Source organism: Novosphingobium mangrovi, from assembly GCF_022818885.1.
Classification (GTDB): Bacteria; Pseudomonadota; Alphaproteobacteria; order Sphingomonadales; family Sphingomonadaceae; genus Novosphingobium; species Novosphingobium mangrovi.
Map to the genome: position 1 here is coordinate 1 of NZ_JALHAT010000027.1, position 16,668 is coordinate 16,668.

The following is a 16,668-nucleotide window of genomic DNA, read 5'->3' on the forward strand; positions in this document are numbered from 1 at the left end:
GGAGTTCGATCGCATCGAGCCACCAGGGGTCGGGCGTGCGCGGATCGGCGAGCATACGGTTGCGTTCGCGCACCGCGTTCTCCAGCCGCGCGGCGTGGCCTGCGTGCGCGGGGCGAAGGGCCAGCACCAGACGGTCGAGAAAACGCCGCCGTCCGCCCGCGCTTTCGGTGAAGAGGCGGTCCATCGCCGGGGTCAGCCAGCCGATGGAGAGCCACTCGGCAAGGCTCGTGGCCGTCGCGTTGGCGCCGTTGACCTGGACGAGGCGCCGGGTCGGCCTTTCCGGCGCGGTGCCGGTCCCGAGGCGGACAGGAGCCGCGCCCGGCACGCACAGGTCCGCGCTGACGGCAAAGCCGCCGCCCCCGTCCTGGGCTGCAATTTCGGGAAGGCCTGCCCGGCGCAGGCCCCGCCCCGGTGCGATCAGGCTGATGGCTTCCAGCACGTTGGTCTTGCCCGCACCATTCTCGCCGACCAGCAGGTTGAACTGCGCCGTGCCCGAAAGGACGGTTTCGCCGTGGTTGCGAAATCGGGAGAGGAACAGGCGGTCGAGCATGGGCCGCGCGGGCCTAGCCGGTTCGGGCCCGGCTTGCCAAGAGGCCCTTGCTATGGCGCGCTCAGACCGCGTCGGTCTTGGCAAACGGCGAGAAGTCGAGGTTGTCGTCGAAGACGTCCACGCCCTCGCGCGCTTTCAGCCAGCCTACGACGAGGTAGGTGAGCGGGGTGAGGACGGCCTCCCACAACACCTTGAGCGCCCAGTTGGTGAGCATGACGACGAGGATCGACTGGCCCGTCCACACCCCCAGGAACGCGACCGGGTAGAAGATCGCGCTGTCCATCGCCTGCCCGAAAACCGTCGAGCCGATCGTGCGCATCCACATGTGGCGGCCCTTCGTCCACACCTTCATCTTGGCCATGACGTAGGAATTGACGAACTCGCCCGCCCAGAAGGCCACGACCGAGGCGGCAACAATGCGCCAGGTGCTGCCGAAGACCGAGACGTAGGTGGATTGGCACACGGTGCCGGGGTTGGTGGCGGACACGACATCGGCCAGCAGCGGGTCGGCGCTTGCCGCACAGCCCCAGTCGGCCGACGGGGGCATGGCGACGACGACAAAGCTCATGAAGGCCATGAAGATCAGCGCGAAGAAGCCCACCCACACGCAGCGCCGCGCGTTGGCATAGCCGTAGACTTCGGTCAGCACGTCGCCCAGCACGTAGCTGACGGGGAAGAACAGGATGCCTGCCCCGAAGGTCCAGCCCTCGACCGTGGTCAGCTTGGCCGCACCGATGAGGTTGGAGAGCAGCAGGATCGCGACGAAGGCGGCCATTGCGTAGTCGAAATAGCGAAAATGGCGCCGCCCACCGCTCTTCCCGTCGATGCGGGTGAGGTTCGAGGTGGTGGAAGAGGGGGATGCTTGCGGGTGCGCCTGTGCCATGGCGCTTTGCCTAACCTGCCTTTCCCCCCAAACAAAGCGTTGATTGCACGCCTCAGGCGGTTTGCGCAGAACGCGAAGCGCGCTATGAGCCCTGATGTGCGCGCCCGTAGCTCAGCTGGATAGAGCACGAGCCTTCTAAGCTTGGGGCCGCAGGTTCGAACCCTGCCGGGCGCGCCATTTCCCTTTCCTCTGTTCGGGGCGGAGCCCTTGCGGCCTCGCGCAATGAGGCGGCTCAGGTCTCGCCGCCGATGTTGGCCAGCGCATCGCCCGGGGTGAGGATGAAGCGCCAGATGAGCGCGCCCAGCGCAGCCCCGATCATGGGGGCGCTCCAGAACAGCCAGAGCTGCATGAGGGCGTCGGTCTCGGCAAAGAGAGCCACGCCGGTCGAACGGGCCGGGTTTACCGAGGTGTTGGTGACGGGAATCGAGACGAGGTGGATGAGCGTGAGGGCAAGGCCAATGGCAATCGGCGCGAAGCCGCCCGGCACATAGGCCGAAGTGGCTCCCAGGATCACGATCAGGAAACCGGCGGTCAGCACGATCTCGGCAAGAAACGCGGCGCTCAGCGAATAGCCCCCGGGTGAGAGGTCGCCAAAGCCATTCGTAGCAAAGGCCCCTGCGGTAAAGCCCGGCTGGCCCGAGGCGATGGCGTAGAGGACGGCGGCCGCGACAATCGCGCCCAGCAGCTGCGCGATCCAGTACGGCACCAGGTCCCTCCAGGCAAAGCGGCCCGCAATGGCAAGGCCGAGCGAGACCGCCGGGTTGAAATGTCCGCCCGAGATGCCGCCCACGGCGTAGGCCATGGTCAGCACGGTCAGTCCGAAGGCAAGGGCGACCCCGGCAAAGCCGATACCCAGGTCGGGGAAGCCCGCCGCGAGCACGGCTGCGCCACACCCTCCGAAGACGAGCCAGAACGTTCCGAACAATTCGGCACCCAGTGTGCGCAGCATGGCAGTCCCTTCCCTGTCGTGAAGGCGCTCATCTTAAAGGGGTGTTAGCCATGCGCTCTCGTGGATAGGCCTGAGGTGTCGGGGATATTTCTACGCACGCGGCGCGTGGACCTGTCCGCGTGCGGGGAGGTGCGTCGCTGTACTTGGGGTTTTCCGCAATGGCCGGCAAGGGGTGTGCCGGTCCAGAGTGAACGCGTGCGTGTGCCCTTGAGCCGGGGGGCAGACGGGCATAGGCTGCGTGGTGTCCAGCCAGAGGGCGCACCGGGCTAAGCGGCCTTCGAGATGCGTCCGGACCACGAGAGGAGCACGAAGCGATGAACGCGAGCACGCCCACCGACACCGCCAAGGGGGGCACGTGCCCCGTCGTCCACGGAGGCATGACTTCGGCGGGGACCTCGAGCACGGGCTGGTGGCCCCAGGCCCTCAAGCTCGAGATTCTGGCCCAGCACGACACCAAGACCAACCCGATGGGCGCGGGCTTCGCGTACCGCGAGGCGCTGAAATCGCTCGATATCGAGGGACTGAAGGCGGATATGCGCGCGCTGATGACCGACAGCCAGGACTGGTGGCCCGCCGACTGGGGGCACTATGGCGGGCTCATGATCCGCATGGCCTGGCACTCGGCCGGGTCCTACCGCATCGCCGACGGGCGCGGCGGCGGGGGGACGGGTAACCAGCGCTTTGCCCCGCTCAATTCCTGGCCCGACAATGTCAGCCTCGACAAGGCTCGGCGTCTGCTCTGGCCTCTCAAGAAGAAGTACGGGAATGCGGTCAGCTGGGCCGATCTGATGATCCTTGCGGGCACGATCGCGTACGAGACGATGGGGCTGGAGCCGTTCGGTTTCGGCTTCGGGCGCGAGGACATCTGGGCGCCTGAAATCGATACCTACTGGGGGAGCGAGACGGACTGGCTGGCTCCCAGTGGCAGCGAGGGCACCCGCTACTCCGGCGAGCGGGACCTGGAAAACCCGCTGGCGGCGGTCATGATGGGGCTCATCTACGTCAATCCCGAAGGGGTGGATGGCCATCCCGATCCGATGAAGACCGCGCACGACATGCGCGTCACTTTCGCACGCATGGCCATGGACGATGAGGAAACCGCCGCGCTCACCGCAGGCGGGCACACCGTGGGCAAGTGCCATGGCAACGGCGATGCCAGCGCGCTCGGCCCCGAGCCCGAGGCGGCGGGCGTTGAGGCGCAGGGGTTCGGCTGGGTCAATCCGGGCGGCACCGGGGTCGGCCCCGACGCGATCACCAGCGGCATCGAGGGGGCCTGGACGAGCAATCCCACGGTCTTCGACATGGGCTATTTCGACATGCTCTTCGATCACGAATGGGAGCTGGCCAAGAGCCCGGCGGGGGCCTGGCAGTGGGAGCCTGTTTCCATTGATGAGGCGGATCGTCCGCTCGACGTCGCCGATCCCGCCAAGCGCCACAACCCGATCATGACCGACGCGGACATGGCGCTCAAGGTCGACCCCGACTACCGGCGCATCATGGAAGGTTTCCGGGCCGATCCGGCACGCTTCAAGGACGCCTTCGCGCGGGCCTGGTTCAAGCTGACCCACCGGGACATGGGGCCAAGGGCGCGCTATTTCGGCCCCGACGTTCCGGCCGAGGAGCTGCTCTGGCAGGACCCGGTGCCGCAGGGCCCCACCGACTATGACGTCGCCGCGCTCAAGGAATGGATCGCGGGCAGTGGCCTCACCACGCGCGCGCTGGTGTCGACGGCCTGGGACAGCGCGCGCACGTTTCGCGCCTCGGACATGCGGGGCGGGGCGAACGGATCGCGCATTCGCCTGGTGCCCATGAAGGACTGGGAGGGCAACGAGCCCGAGCGGCTGGGCCGGGTGATCGGTGTCCTCGCCTCGCTGGCGGACTCGGTGGGGGCAAGTCTTGCCGATACGATCGTGCTGGCAGGCAACGTCGCGATCGAGCAGGCCGCCGCGGCGGCGGGCTTTCCGATCGAGGTGCCTTTCACGCCCGGACGCGGCGACGCGAGCGCGCAGCAGACCGACGCAGAGAGCTTCGAGCCGCTCGAGCCGGTCCATGATGGCTACCGCAACTGGCTGAAGGCCGACTTTGCGGTCAGCCCGGCCGAACTCATGCTCGACCGCACCCAGCTGATGGGGCTGACCGCGCCGGAAATGACCGTGCTCGTGGGCGGCATGCGGGTGCTCGGCACCAACCATGGCAACAGCGAGCTGGGCATGTTCACCGAGCGCGAGGGCGTGCTCAGCACCGACTTCTTCGTGAACCTCGTGGACATGGGCAATCGCTGGGAGAAGATGGAAGACGGCAACTATGCCGTGATCGACCGGGCCTCGGGCAAGACCAAGTGGACGGCGAGCGAACTCGACCTCACCTTCGGCGCGAATTCGATCCTGCGCGCCTACGCGGAAGTCTACGCGCAGGACGACAACCAGCAGAAGTTCGTCGAGGACTTCGTGGCGGCCTGGACCAAGGTGATGAACGCGGACCGCTTCGACCTCGCCTGATCGCATCTTGCCGGACACAAAAAAGGGCCGCATCGCTGCGGCCCTTTTCGTGTCTCGGGTACATGGAGACGGAATCAGTCGACGAAGGCGCGCTCGATCACGAAGTCGCCGGGCTTGGAGTTGGAGCCCTCGGTAAAGCCGATGCTTTCGAGGTACTCGGCCTGGCCCTTGATCATGTCCATCGAGCCGCACAGCATGATGCGGTCGGTCTCCGGGTTGAGCTTGGCATCGCCGTCCAGGCCCTGGAACAGGCGGCCGTTCTCGATGAGGTCGCCGATGCGGCCGGTGGTGTGGAATTCCTCACGCGTCACCGAGGGGACGTAGTGGAACTTCTCCACCGCCTCTTCGCCCACCAGCGGGTCCTCGGCGAGACGCGCTTCGAGCATCTCGCGGTAGGCAAGGTCGCTCACCTGGCGCACGCCGTGGACGCAGATGACCTGATCGAACATCTCGTAGACGTCGGGATCACGTGCGAGCGACATGAAGGGAGCAAGGCCGGTGCCGGTCGAGAAGAAGAACAGGCGCTTGCCCGGCAGCAGCGCGTCGGTGACGAGCGTGCCGACCGGCTTGCGGCCAAGGAAGATCTGGTCGCCGGGCTGGATCTTCTGCAGGCGCGAGGTCAGCGGGCCGTCCTGGACCTTGATCGAGAGGAACTCGAGTTCCTCGTCCCAGGCGGGGCTGGCGACCGAGTAGGCGCGCAGCAGCGGGCGGCCGTTGTCGTCCATCAGGCCGATCATGATGAATTCGCCCGAGCGGAAACGGAAGGTCGAGGGGCGCGTGATCTTGAAGCTGAAGAGGCGGTCGTTCCAGTGGTGGACCGAGTTCACCGTCTCGACGCTCAGCGCCTTGGTGGGTTCGAGAGTTACCGGGGCTTCGGCAGTGGGTTCGCTCATCGTGTCAAATTCCTCGGTATGCGCAAAATTCGTTAGCTCGCTCGGCGCGCCGGGAGCGGGAGGTCCCCGCCTGGCGGCGTCTGCGGCGTGGTCGGGCCACGCCGCCGCAGCCTCCGGGCGAAGCGGGACACGACCCATCTCGTGTGGCGTGCGTCAAGCGTAACTTGGCCCCTCGGTCAAGATATGGCCAGACGTGGCGGGGTCGAAATTTGCTTGGCGCGGGCCAAAGTTTTCTAACACGTAGGGTGCAACTCGCGGGAAAGTGACAGTTTTCGGGCGCCAGCCATGGTTCTGCAGGTGCGAAAAATGGTGCGCGGGCCGGGCCGTCCGGGCGGCACTGGAGCAGGTTCGGGTCTTTGCGATGCGGCACCTTTTGCGAATCGGTCGCAAGTTGGAGCTCGGGGTCATTCCGGCGCGAAGCTTCCCGCCTCGGGCGGGGGCCATATCGGGCCAAGGGCCGAGGCCGGGGCCGGGGCGTCCATTACGGCAGCCCGTGCCTCTCGGCTTTCGGCATCGAGCCAGGCGCGCAGCACGCCCGCGACGTCCCGGGCGTGGGTGGTGGCAAAGCCATGGCCCCAACCGGGCGCATCGAGCATATCGATGTGCGGCGAAAGATCGCGGGCCGGCTCGGTCTGCCGGGCTAGGTCATCGCCGGTCTTGAGGATAAGCGTGGGGTGGGCGAGGGCCTTGAGGGCCGCTTCCAGATCGTAGTCGAAGGCCGCGGCATGGCCCCACCAGGCGTTGGCACCGCCGGTCATGGCCTCCTCGAAGTGTTCGGCAACCTCGTCCAGGCTCATGCCGGGGCGCTGGTAGTGGTGGACGAAACCGCGCCACCGCTTTGCCAGGTGCTCGCCGTCCGCGCTCGGGCTCGTCGGGCCGTAGTAGCTCTTGAAGGTGGCGCGTTCCTGCGGGGTGAAGAGCGGCGCGCCGATGAGGACGAGACGGCGCACGCGGGCAGGGCTGAGCGCGGCAAGCGCGGTCGCGGTCAGCGAACCTGTATGATAGCCCAGGATGTCAAAGCGTCGATCGGGGGTAAGCGCGTCCATCGCCTCGCCCAGCGCCGCGGCGTAGGTCTCGATGGTGGGCTGCGTGTCCGGGGCATCGGACTGGCCATAGCCGGGCGTGTCGAAGGCGACGCTCAGGCGGTCCTCGCCCATTTCGGCCGTCAGCGCCTCGAAGATGCGGCCCGTCATCGGGCTCATGTGGATGAGCAGGAGCGGGCGTTGGCCGCAGTCCCTGACAGGCTGTGCAATCCGGGCGTGGACCTGGCCGAAACGGCCATCGGCGTAGCGGCGGCGAACGGCCGTCATGGATGTCTCCTTGCAGGGATGGACAGGGCTCAGGTCTGTTCGGGCTCGATCACCATGGAATAGGAGAAAGCCTCGCCCGGGTGGTGGGTGTTGGTGATCTCGAAGGGTACGCCGTCGCTGTCGTGGTAGACGCGCACGATTCGCAGGCAGGGAGTGCGGCGCGGGATCTCCAGCGCCTTGGCCATGGCGATGCTGGCCGGGACCGAGGCGATCTGCTGGATGACCCGGCCGATGGTGAAGTCCCCGTGGCTCTCAAGCTGGCGAAAGAGTGCGAGGGAATCGAGATCGACGCGGGTCAGCAGGTGCGCCAGGTCCGGGCGCACGTAGGCTTCGATCGCGGCGACCGGGCGGTCATCCCCGCCGCCCTGGGTGCGAAGGCCGCGCAGGCGCGCCCATTTGCTCTTGTGGAGGGCCGTGTGCTGCGGCTCGACGAAGGCGGCCAGACTGCGCGGCAGGAGCGCCTCGCCATCGCGGGCCAGTGTCATGCGGGCATCGGCCGCGTACTGGCGGCTGGCATCGAGGCTGGAATAGGCCTGGAACCGCGCGCTCTCGCGTACGCTGCGTGGTTCCACCACGGTGCCCGAGCCGCGCCGGCGCGAGATCAGCCGGTCTCCCTGCAGGCAGCGCAGCGCCTCGCGCACGGTGAAGCGGCTGACGCCATAGTGCTCGCAAAGGGCGTTCTCGGTGGGAAAGGTCGCGTCCGTGTCGAACTGGCCGGAGCGGATCGCGCGGCGCAGTTCGTCGGCGAGCTGTTCGTAACGTGGCGCCTGCCTCTTGCTCACGGTCTCTCCCTGGTCAGATCGGATAGTGGGCGCTGGGAGCGCCTGTCCAAGCGCCCCCATACCTGCATGTGCTGTATCTTTACACGTTCTGGCAGGCACTTGCCCACGCCTTCGCGGCGCGGCTGCGCAGAAGGGCGCGGTGCTCGATGCGCAAGGTCCGGGGATCGAGCGCCTCGGGGGCAAAGTCGATCGCGTTCGCCGCGCTGGCCTCGTACCACGGCGCGAACATCTTGCCCGCGCGCACGATCGACCAGGCGCGGGTAAGGTAGGCGCCGAAGCGGTCGGGCGTGAGGTCGGGGAACAGCGCCTCGGGATCGCCGAGCGGGGCGGGCGGCAGGAGGATCTCGCCGCAGCCCAAGGCCTCCTGCGCGGCTTCGATCACCGCCATCCAGCTGGCGCGGTCGGTCGGGGCAGGGCCGCTCCAGTCGTCCGAGAGGCCGTGGCCGGGCAGATCGATGGCGCAGGCCGAGGTCGTGTCGAGGAGCTCCAGCGAGCTGCCCGGCGCATGGATCGCCAGCGGCTTGCCCGCATCCCTGGGGCCGCGCCAGTGCAGGCGTCCCGAAAAGCCCTCGCAGGTGAGGGTCAGGAAACCTTCGTCCGCGCATTCGCCCAGGTTCGCCGGGGGCGGGCAGGCGTGGGCGCCCAGGTGCGCGATATGCTGGTCCTGCTGGTCGGCAGGCGTTGCAACCTTGCGCGCCTCCCACTGGGCGGGGAGGGCGGGCAGGCGGTCGATGTGCTCGTAAAGAACGTCGGCGGCGTAGGCGAGGATGAGGACCGGGCGGGTCTCGTCGTCAGGGCCGGGGACTTCGCGCGGGGCGCGCAGCACCGCGCCATAGCCCACACGGTAGGCATCGCCCGAATCGAGCATCTCGCGGATCACGGCATCCACGCGCACCGGATCGGCATGGGCGACGCCGATACGCGCCTCCTTGCGGGTGTCGAACCAGGGGAAGAACCAGGTCTGTTCCAGGATGCGGTTCCACAGCCAGGTCAGGTGTTCGCCGTAGCCACTGGGCTGGAAGGGCGGGAGGTAGCTTTCCGAGAAGGCCTTGCTCTCCTCCTCGGTCCAGATCGCGTAGCCGCCGATGGCGAGCGCGGTGAAGCGCTCGGGCGCGCGCTTGAGCGTGTTGACCAGGATCGTACCGCCCGAGTGGAAGCCGTAGGCCGCGACCTTCTCCAGCCCCAGCGCCTCGAGCAGGTCGACCAGCGCGTCGGAGAAGTCATCGATGGTGGCATCGGCGTCGGGCAGCGGATCGGACTGGCCAAAGCCCGGCGTGTCGGGCGCAATGCAGGTGAAGTTCGCGCCCCACGTGCGCATCAGCGCCTCGTACTCGGTCGAGGAGCGCGGGCTCTGGTGGACCATCAGCACGACGGGGCCTGTGCCGCAGCGGCGGTAGTGGACGCGCCGGGAGCCGACATCGACGAAGTGGCGGGTGATTTCCATGAAGGCGGGGTCTTTCGGTTGGTTCAGGCGAGAGGGCAGGGTGGGGCTCAGGCGTCGCCGAGCGGCGCGCCGTCAAGGTCAACGAGTTCGAAAACCGAGGCCAGGTACCCTTGCGCCTCGCCCTTGATGTAGAGACGGTCGGCGTCGCGGCTCAGCCACATGTCGTAGGGGGGATGGTCGTTGACGATGCCGCGCAGGCGCACCCGGTTGCATTCAAAGGTGCCGGCCGGGACCGTCACTTCCTCCACGCCCATGAATTCGAAGCCCGAAGTGGTGGTGGCAAGGCTCGGGCCGGTGGCGCCCAGGTGATGCAGGCTGTGCATCAGGTTGCGCCCCTTGAACTCGACATGGCCCACGCCTTTCTCGAAGGGGAAGGTGGCGGCCAGCCAGCCATCGGACTGTACCGCGTGAAGGCCAAAGCCGCGCATCGGGCGCTGGATCTCGATGGTCTGGCTGACCCGCCCCAGGTCCTGCGAATAGCTTTCGCAGTGGGCCTCGGTGTCGGTGAAGCGGAACCAGCCGCTGCCGGTCAGCAGCCCCTTGTTCATGATCCGCACATAGGCCTCGCAAGGGTGGAAGTCGGCGTGGACCGAGATCACGCTGTCACGCACGACGATGTCACCTGCAATGGCGAGTTCGCAGTGCGAGGTGAGGGTGCGCATGCCATCGGCGCCGAGCGTGATGTCCCAGTCCTCGAAGCCCCAGGGCGCGGTTTCATCGACCTTGCGATAGTTGATCCGGCCGCGGCGGCGCGGGAGCGGCGCAAAGGCCGCGCTGGCCGAACCGGCGGGGGTGGAGGCGGGGCTGTTCATCGGTCGACGGTCTCCCTTTTTTCAGATGTCAGGCCTGGGGTGAGCCGGACTCTCAGACGTGCACCTGGCAATCTCATGTCCGCCTGTCGGATAGGGGCTGAGCCCTGCGCTTTGCGGTGTCCTGCCTTGGATATGTCTGGACAAATTGCCACCTGTCAAGCGTTGCGGAATGCCCTTGGGGCTTCGCTGCATTGTCTGATGGCGTCGATAGGAATGCCTTTAAATCAGCACTTTAGTTGGATTATTTGTGTGATTCGTGCGGCCTGTGACAATTTTGTAATGGGCTTATACCAAAAAAGTCAAGTGTCGCCATTTCTGGCTTGACAGAAGGCCTCTCGGGACGAACCTTCGTAGGGGAAATCCGGAGCAGTTCGACGCAGATCGAGCGCTCCGGCGCGAATGGCTCCTTCGAGGGTGTGGAGCCAGCCCGAACGGCCACTTCGGTAGCCGCGCAACACAAAGGGATGGAACATGAGGAAAGCAGTACTGACGGCCAGCACCGCGCTTTGCGGTCTTTTCGCGATCGCGACCCCGGCACTTGCCCAGGACGGGGAGAGTGAGAGCGCCCGCCGCCCTGCGGCCCAGGTCGCGGAGATCGTCGTCACCGCACAGCGCCGCGAGGAAACCGCGCAGAGCGTGCCGATCGCGATCTCGGCGATTTCGGGCGCGGAACTCGACGCGCGCGGCGTCACGAGCACGCTTCAGGTCGTGCAGTACATCCCCAACATGATCGGCATGAACAACACCGGCCTGGGGTCCTCGAACACGTACTACATCCGCGGTATCGGCAGCACCGAATCCATCGCGACCTTCGATCCCCCGGTCGGCACCTACGTCGATGACGTCTACATCTCGCGCCAGGGCGCCAACAACTTCTCGACCTTCGACATCGACCGCATCGAAGTCCTGCGCGGGCCGCAGGGCACGCTTTTCGGCCGCAACACCACGGGCGGCGCGGTCTCGGTCCACATGGCCCAGCCCGAGTTCGATTCGATTGGTGGCTTCATCGAGGGCGGCTACGGCAGCTACGAGGCCAAGACCCTGCGCGGCTCGATCAACGTGCCGCTCAGCCCGACCTTCGCGGCCAAGGTTTCGGCCTACTGGCAGGACAGCGACGGCTATGTGAAGAACACGACGACGGGCGACCGTCTCAACGACATCGACGGTTGGGGCGCGCGCCTCGCCCTGCGCGGCGAACTCAGCGATTCAGTGCGCTGGTCGGCCGGCTACACCCACATCGTCGACGAATCCGAGAACATCCTGAACTTCGACTGCGATCCCGCCGATCCGAGCGAATGCAGCGGACGCTATGCCTCCAGCGGCTACACCGAGGCCTCCTCGGACGTCTTCCGCGATCTGGGCGTGACGGGTGACAAGGCCGACTATGGCCAGCACAGCAAGTCGGTCACCGACCTCATCACCTCCAAGTTCTCGGTCGACGTGGCCGACGAGGCGACGGTCGAGTTCATCACCGGTTACCTGCGTCAGAACATGGAGTACGGTCTCGACTTCTACGATGGCCGTTCGGCGCCCTCGATTGCCAATCCCTATCCGGCCGTGGGCGGCTATCCCCACGGCGGCTTCACCATCCTGGGTGACATCTGGACCGACCAGATCAGCCAGGAAGTGAAGATCAACGGAACGCTCTTCGACGGCTTCCTCGACTACGTCGTGGGCGGCTTCTACATGAAGGAGAAGAACAACACGAACACGGCCGATATCTTCGGCCTGTCGTCCTCCTTCGCGCTGTTGCTCGACGACAAGATCCTCAAGAATTCGACCGAGTCGCTGGCGGGCTATGCCCAGTTCGACGCCAACGTCACCGACCGCCTCAAGCTGACCGCGGGCATTCGCTACACCGACGAGACCAAGAAGGTGGGCATCAACGACCTTCGCGAGGTCTGCTTCACGGGTGGTCCGGCCTGTCTCAACGACGGCAATCTCCAGGCGGCGGGCATTCCGCTCCAGCAGAAGACCAAGATCTGGACCCCGCGCTTTGCGATCAACTACCAGATCAACCCGGACGTGCTGCTCTATGCCAGCGCCACCAAGGGCTTCAAGTCGGGCGGCTGGGCCTCGCGCGCGACGCGCCCGGGCGAGTTCCTGCCCTTCGGCCCCGAACGCGTGTGGAGCTACGAGGCGGGCATCAAGTCGGAATGGTTCAACCGCATGCTGCGCGCCAACCTCACCGTCTACTGGATGGACATCTCGGATCTGCAGACCCCGGCGGGCTTCGTGCGTGACGATGGCTCGATCGCCTTCCTCACCCGCAACTTCGCCGACTACCGCAACAAGGGCGTGGAAGCCGAGTTCGTGTTCGTGCCGACGCCTGGCCTCAACCTGCACCTCACCGCAGGTTACCAGGACGACAAGTACATCATCGACCGCGACGCGCCGGTTGCCGACGAGTACGGCGTGCTCTCGGTCGCAGCGCAGCAGGCCGAGTGCCTCGCGGGCGTTACCTCGCGCTGCGGCGTGGGCATCGTGACCGACAGCGGCTCTATCTCCACCCCGGTCCGCACGCCCGACTGGACGCTGGCCATGGGCGGAAGCTACGAGATCCCGATGGGCGATCTCTCGCTCGTTCCCTCGGTCGATGCGACCTGGCGTTCGGCCATGGAAGTCCAGTCGGCCAACCGTACGATTTACTACGATGCCGACACCGGCACGGGCACCTACGAGGCTTCGGGCAACCGCTATGTCGTGGGTTCGCACGCCAAGGCGCAGTGGATGCTGAATGCCGGCGTCGCGCTCAACGGGCCGGACAACCAGTGGCAGCTCTCGGTCAATTGCCAGAACTGCACGAACGAGGTCTATGCCGAGAGCTATCTGGGCTATTCGTACATCAATCCGCCGCGCACCATCATGGGCAAGCTGCGGTACAATTTCTGATACTTTGAAACCCAAACAGGATCGTCGAGGCAAAACAATTGGCTAGTGAATTCAAGAAGGGGTGGAAGGTCGTCTTTGCCGCCCTCCTCGCAACCGCGTGTGGCGCCTCGCCGATCCCGTTCAACGTCCTGCCGCTCGTCATGGGTCCGATCCATGACGAGTTCGGCTGGGACTATACCCAGATCAGCGCCGCCACGCTGATGTGGGGTGTGCTGGGCGCCATGCTGGCGCCTGTCTATGGCGGCTTCTGCGACCGCTTCGGTGTGCGCCGGGTCGGCATCCTCTCGATGCTGGCCTTCATTCTCGTCTTCGCCTCGTTCTATTTCGTGCCCGACTGGCTGCCCGGCTGGTACATGTGGTGGGCTGCGCTGGGCCTTGTCGCCATCGGCTCGACGCCGGTGACTTGGAGCCGCGCGGTCGCGATGTGGTTCGACCGGCACCGGGGGCTGGCCCTTGGCATCATGCTGCTGGGCACCAGCGCGACCGCCATGTTCGTGCCGCACTTCGTCAACTTCGCGATCAACCTGGGCGGGTGGCGCGCGGCCTTTCCGGCGGCCACCGTCTTTGCGCTGTTCCTGGCGATGCCTTTCATCCTCGCCTGGTTTCGCGAGCCGCGCCCGGAAGAGCGCCCCGCCACGCTGGAGCAGGCGGCCGATGGCGATGTCGTCGGGCTCTCGCTGCGCCAGGCCATGCATGGCCGCCAGTTCTGGATCCTGCTGGTCAGCACGCTGCTGATCTCGTTCTCCTATGGCGGCGCGCATATCCACATGGCCCAGATGGTCGAGCTGCACGGCTTTACCGCGGGCGATGCGGCCACGGTGATGAGCTGCGTGGCGCTGGGCATCCTGATCGGGCGCCTTGGCATCGGATACCTCTTCGACCGGTTCTGGGCGCCGGGCGTCGCGTTCCCTGCGATGCTGCTGCCCGCGATTGCCTGCTACCTCCTGATGGGGACCAGCACGAGCTTCCCGCTCATTCTCTTTGGTGGTTTCCTGATCGGTGTTGCGGCCGGGACCGAGACCGACATCGTGGCCTTCATGACCGCGCGCTATTTCGGCCTGCGTCACTACGGGCGGATCTATGGCTTCCTCTATGCGCCCTTCGGCATCGGTTCGGCGATTTCGCCCATGCTCTATGGCTATGTGCGCGACACGACCGGCAGCTACGATCTCATGCTGACGGTTGCGGTCGTGCTCTTTGCCATCGGCGGCGCGGCGCTGCTGGCGCTCGGGCGCTATCCGGGGCGTGAACAGCTCTCCCGCCGGGACGTGTGATTTCAAGGGCTCGGGCCTAGCCTCCTGACTTCACCCGAAGATCACGAGGCGAGGCCTGCGCACATGACGACACCGACCCAGCCATCCCTTCCCAGCTCCGCGCTGATCCGGTCCACGATCTTCGTGCGCGATATGGCACGCTCGGCGGCCTTTTACCGGGCCATCGGCCTGTCGGAGACCTATATCGAGGCGCGCCTTGCGCACCCGTCGGCGACCGCAATCCTGGGGTTCGACGATCCGCGCCCGTTCGACATCTGCATTCTGAAGCGGCCGGGGCCGAACTACGGCATGGTCGGCCTGTTCCAGCTGGCCGATGGCACGACGCAGGAGGAACTCCCCGCGCCCACCGGCCCTGCGCGCATCGGCGAGGTGGCGCTGGTCTTCTACGTCACCGATATCCTGGCCACGATGGAGCGCTTGCGCGCGCTGGGCGCCACCTGGGCACCCGAGCCGCAGACCTTCGCGATGGAGCACCGCGCCCAGCTTGAGGTGTGCCTGCGCGATCCCGACGGGGTCCTGATCAACCTCGTCGAGACCGACCCGGCCGAGCAGGAGCGCATGCGCCCCGAGCTCGACTACGCGACCTGATTTCAGCGCTGCGCCGCGAGGTGCGGTTTGCCCGCGCGCTCCCGGCGCCACAGGTGCAGGGCCTCGGGGCCAACGAGCGCCAGCGCGCCCAGGCAAAGCGCGGCATCGATCAGCAGCGAGCCCATGGGCAGGGGGCCTGCAAAGATCACGTGGCCGATCCCGGTCAGCGCCAGCATGGCGGCCAGCACCCGCCGCAAGGTGGGCGAGGGGGCCAGCGCCGGGTGCAGAGCGGCCAGGATCGTGGCCAGCACCAGCGCTGACCAGAACAGCGCGGCGAAGGGCAGCTGCGGCCCGGCCGAGACGCGCAGCCAGTAGGCTCCTGTCATCAGGATCGGGCTCCCCCAGATCGTCACCGCCCAGACCGCCTCCAGGCGGGGGGAGGGCAGGCCCTTGGCTCGCCGCTTCATCAGCCACAGCGTGGTGCCGGTCGAGATGATCGCGCACAGCGCAAGGCCGAAGACGAGGTAGGCCAGTTCCACGGGCACGCCGCCATAGGTGCCGAAGTGCAGCTTGTAGACCGAAGCGGCCGCCTGCTGGCCCAAGGCGCCATCGGCTAGGCCAAGCGCCTTCTTGAAGTTGCCCTCGCCATCGAAGAGGTAGTTCTCACCATAGATCAGGCGGCGCGGATGCTCGGCGAGGACCGAGATCTGCTGGCCCGCCGTGGCGGTCTCCTCGATGGTGACATAGCTGACGAAAAGGTCCGGGTGGTTCTGCGCCATCCACTCCAGCGCGCGGTCGGCGCGTGCGACGGGGGCGGGCGCGGGATCGTGCGGCGGGTGTTCGCCGAAGATCGGGGCGAAGGCCTCTTCGAGGTTGCCGCCGTGGCGCTCCTGCGCGGCGGTGTAGAAGACGAGCTGGCCCAGCCCGATGACAGCGCCGGTAAAGCCCAGTGCGGCGATGAAGGGAAGGAGCCAGACCCCGAAACGGTTGTGCAGGTCCGCGCGGGCCAACTGCGGCTGGGCGCGCAGGCGCATGCGGAACGCGTCGCGAAAGATGCGCGGGTGGGCCAGGACACCGGTGACGACGGCCGCCACCAGCATCGCGCCGAGCGCGCCGGTCACCATGATCCCCCAGAACGCGGGCAGGTTCAGGTAATAGTGCAAATAGAGCACGAACTGCGTCCATGCATGCGCCTCGGGCCGGTCGTAGTTGCCTTGCGCATCGACATAGTTCGCGCCGTTGTCGGTGGTGACGACGGTGCGGGGCAGGCCGCGCGTGGGCATGTGGACATAGGCATGGTCGGTGGTCTTGCCCTGGCGTTCGAGCGTGCCCTCGATCGCGCGTTGCACGGCCGCGGGCGACATCGAGGTCATCTCGGCCGCGCCGGGTTCTTCCCAGCGCTGGAGGTCCTGCTGGAAGACGGCCAGCGCGCCCGACAGGCAGACGAGATAGAGCAGCGCGCCGGTCAGCAGACCAAGGGCCGCGTGCCCGTTGAGGGCGCGCGCCACGAAGCCGCCCTTGGAGGCCGGAGTGGGAGCGCCTTGTGCGTCGGGATTTACAGCGTCAGCCATGGAAGTCCTCCGGCGATGGCCACACCAAGTGCGGCCAAGAGCATGTCGGTGATGCGAATGCGGGTCAATTGCCAGCTTGCCAGAAGCGCCCAGCACAGCGGCAGGGCGAACAGGCCCACGATCAGGGCGTCGGCCTCGGCCATGCCTGACAGCCAGGCCAGGCGCTGTGCACCCCAGCCAAACGCCAGCGAGGCGACAAGATCGGCAAGGGCGACGATGAGGAAGACGCCGGTGCGGCGCGCGATGTCCGGCAGGCTCGGTCGCGGCGCGCGGCGCGCTGCG

The 16,668-nt window shown here is 66.7% G+C and carries 13 protein-coding genes, 1 tRNA gene and 1 pseudogene; 5 read left to right on the forward strand and 10 right to left on the reverse strand.

Annotation, left to right across the window (positions count from 1 at the left end; genetic code table 11):
• Together MTR65_RS14115 and MTR65_RS14120 are read right to left on the reverse strand one after the other, a co-directional pair.
• The coding region (locus MTR65_RS14115) for an AAA family ATPase (RefSeq protein ID WP_243801278.1) at positions 1–550 on the reverse strand (550 nt) is incomplete at its 3' end.
• Between the two features lie 61 nt (positions 551–611).
• Positions 612–1,433 carry a queuosine precursor transporter gene (locus MTR65_RS14120; protein WP_243801280.1) on the reverse strand — a complete coding sequence of 274 codons (822 nt, stop codon included), beginning with the start codon at positions 1,431–1,433 and terminating at the stop codon, positions 612–614.
• A gap of 100 nt (positions 1,434–1,533) precedes the next feature.
• Here MTR65_RS14120 and MTR65_RS14125 point away from each other — a divergent pair.
• Positions 1,534–1,610: transfer RNA gene (locus MTR65_RS14125), tRNA-Arg, on the forward strand.
• Between the two features lie 55 nt (positions 1,611–1,665).
• Here the strand turns inward: MTR65_RS14125 and aqpZ are convergent.
• Positions 1,666–2,382, reverse strand: a complete 717-nt coding sequence (aqpZ, locus tag MTR65_RS14130; RefSeq protein WP_243801282.1) for an aquaporin Z — start codon at positions 2,380–2,382, stop codon at positions 1,666–1,668.
• Between the two features lie 314 nt (positions 2,383–2,696).
• On the opposite strand from aqpZ, the gene katG reads away from it, so the two are divergent.
• Positions 2,697–4,880, forward strand: a complete 2,184-nt coding sequence (katG, locus tag MTR65_RS14135) for a catalase/peroxidase HPI (protein WP_243801285.1) — start codon at positions 2,697–2,699, stop codon at positions 4,878–4,880.
• 74 nt (positions 4,881–4,954) lie between these two features.
• Here the strand turns inward: katG and MTR65_RS14140 are convergent, their stop codons facing one another.
• The 5 genes from MTR65_RS14140 to MTR65_RS14160 form a co-directional block, all read right to left on the reverse strand.
• Entirely contained in the window at positions 4,955–5,773 is an 819-nt protein-coding gene (locus MTR65_RS14140) for a ferredoxin--NADP reductase (protein WP_243801287.1), read from the reverse strand.
• 404 nt (positions 5,774–6,177) lie between these two features.
• Entirely contained in the window at positions 6,178–7,083 is a 906-nt protein-coding gene (locus MTR65_RS14145) for an alpha/beta fold hydrolase (RefSeq protein ID WP_243801290.1), read from the reverse strand.
• Positions 7,084–7,112: 29 nt separating this feature from the next.
• Positions 7,113–7,865 (reverse strand): GntR family transcriptional regulator, encoded by a 753-nt coding sequence (locus MTR65_RS14150; RefSeq protein ID WP_226638343.1) that lies wholly within the window; start codon positions 7,863–7,865, stop codon positions 7,113–7,115.
• Positions 7,866–7,944: 79 nt separating this feature from the next.
• The gene (locus MTR65_RS14155) at positions 7,945–9,309 is read right to left on the reverse strand and encodes an alpha/beta hydrolase (protein WP_243801292.1); all 1,365 of its coding nucleotides are present in this window, start codon (positions 9,307–9,309) and stop codon (positions 7,945–7,947) included.
• Positions 9,310–9,356: 47 nt separating this feature from the next.
• Positions 9,357–10,121 carry a hypothetical protein gene (locus tag MTR65_RS14160; protein ID WP_243801294.1) on the reverse strand — a complete coding sequence of 255 codons (765 nt, stop codon included), beginning with the start codon at positions 10,119–10,121 and terminating at the stop codon, positions 9,357–9,359.
• Between the two features lie 471 nt (positions 10,122–10,592).
• On the opposite strand from MTR65_RS14160, the gene MTR65_RS14165 reads away from it, so the two are divergent.
• The 3 genes from MTR65_RS14165 (at position 10,593) to MTR65_RS14175 (ending at position 14,875) form a co-directional block, all read left to right on the forward strand.
• Positions 10,593–13,013 carry a TonB-dependent receptor gene (locus tag MTR65_RS14165; protein WP_243801296.1) on the forward strand — a complete coding sequence of 807 codons (2,421 nt, stop codon included), beginning with the start codon at positions 10,593–10,595 and terminating at the stop codon, positions 13,011–13,013.
• A gap of 38 nt (positions 13,014–13,051) precedes the next feature.
• Positions 13,052–14,287, forward strand: coding sequence for an MFS transporter (locus tag MTR65_RS14170; protein ID WP_243801298.1), 1,236 nt, complete (start codon positions 13,052–13,054; stop codon positions 14,285–14,287).
• A 63-nt stretch (positions 14,288–14,350) separates the two neighbouring features.
• A complete protein-coding gene (locus MTR65_RS14175) occupies positions 14,351–14,875 on the forward strand; it encodes a VOC family protein (RefSeq protein ID WP_243801301.1) in 525 nt (174 codons plus the stop codon).
• A 2-nt stretch (positions 14,876–14,877) separates the two neighbouring features.
• On the opposite strand, the gene MTR65_RS14180 is transcribed toward MTR65_RS14175, so the two are convergent.
• Positions 14,878–16,386 carry a PepSY-associated TM helix domain-containing protein gene (locus tag MTR65_RS14180; RefSeq protein ID WP_243801303.1) on the reverse strand — a complete coding sequence of 503 codons (1,509 nt, stop codon included), beginning with the start codon at positions 16,384–16,386 and terminating at the stop codon, positions 14,878–14,880.
• Positions 16,371–16,668 (reverse strand): annotated as a pseudogene (locus MTR65_RS14185) (hypothetical protein); the annotation flags it as partial. The pseudogene MTR65_RS14185 and the gene MTR65_RS14180, both read right to left, overlap by 16 nt.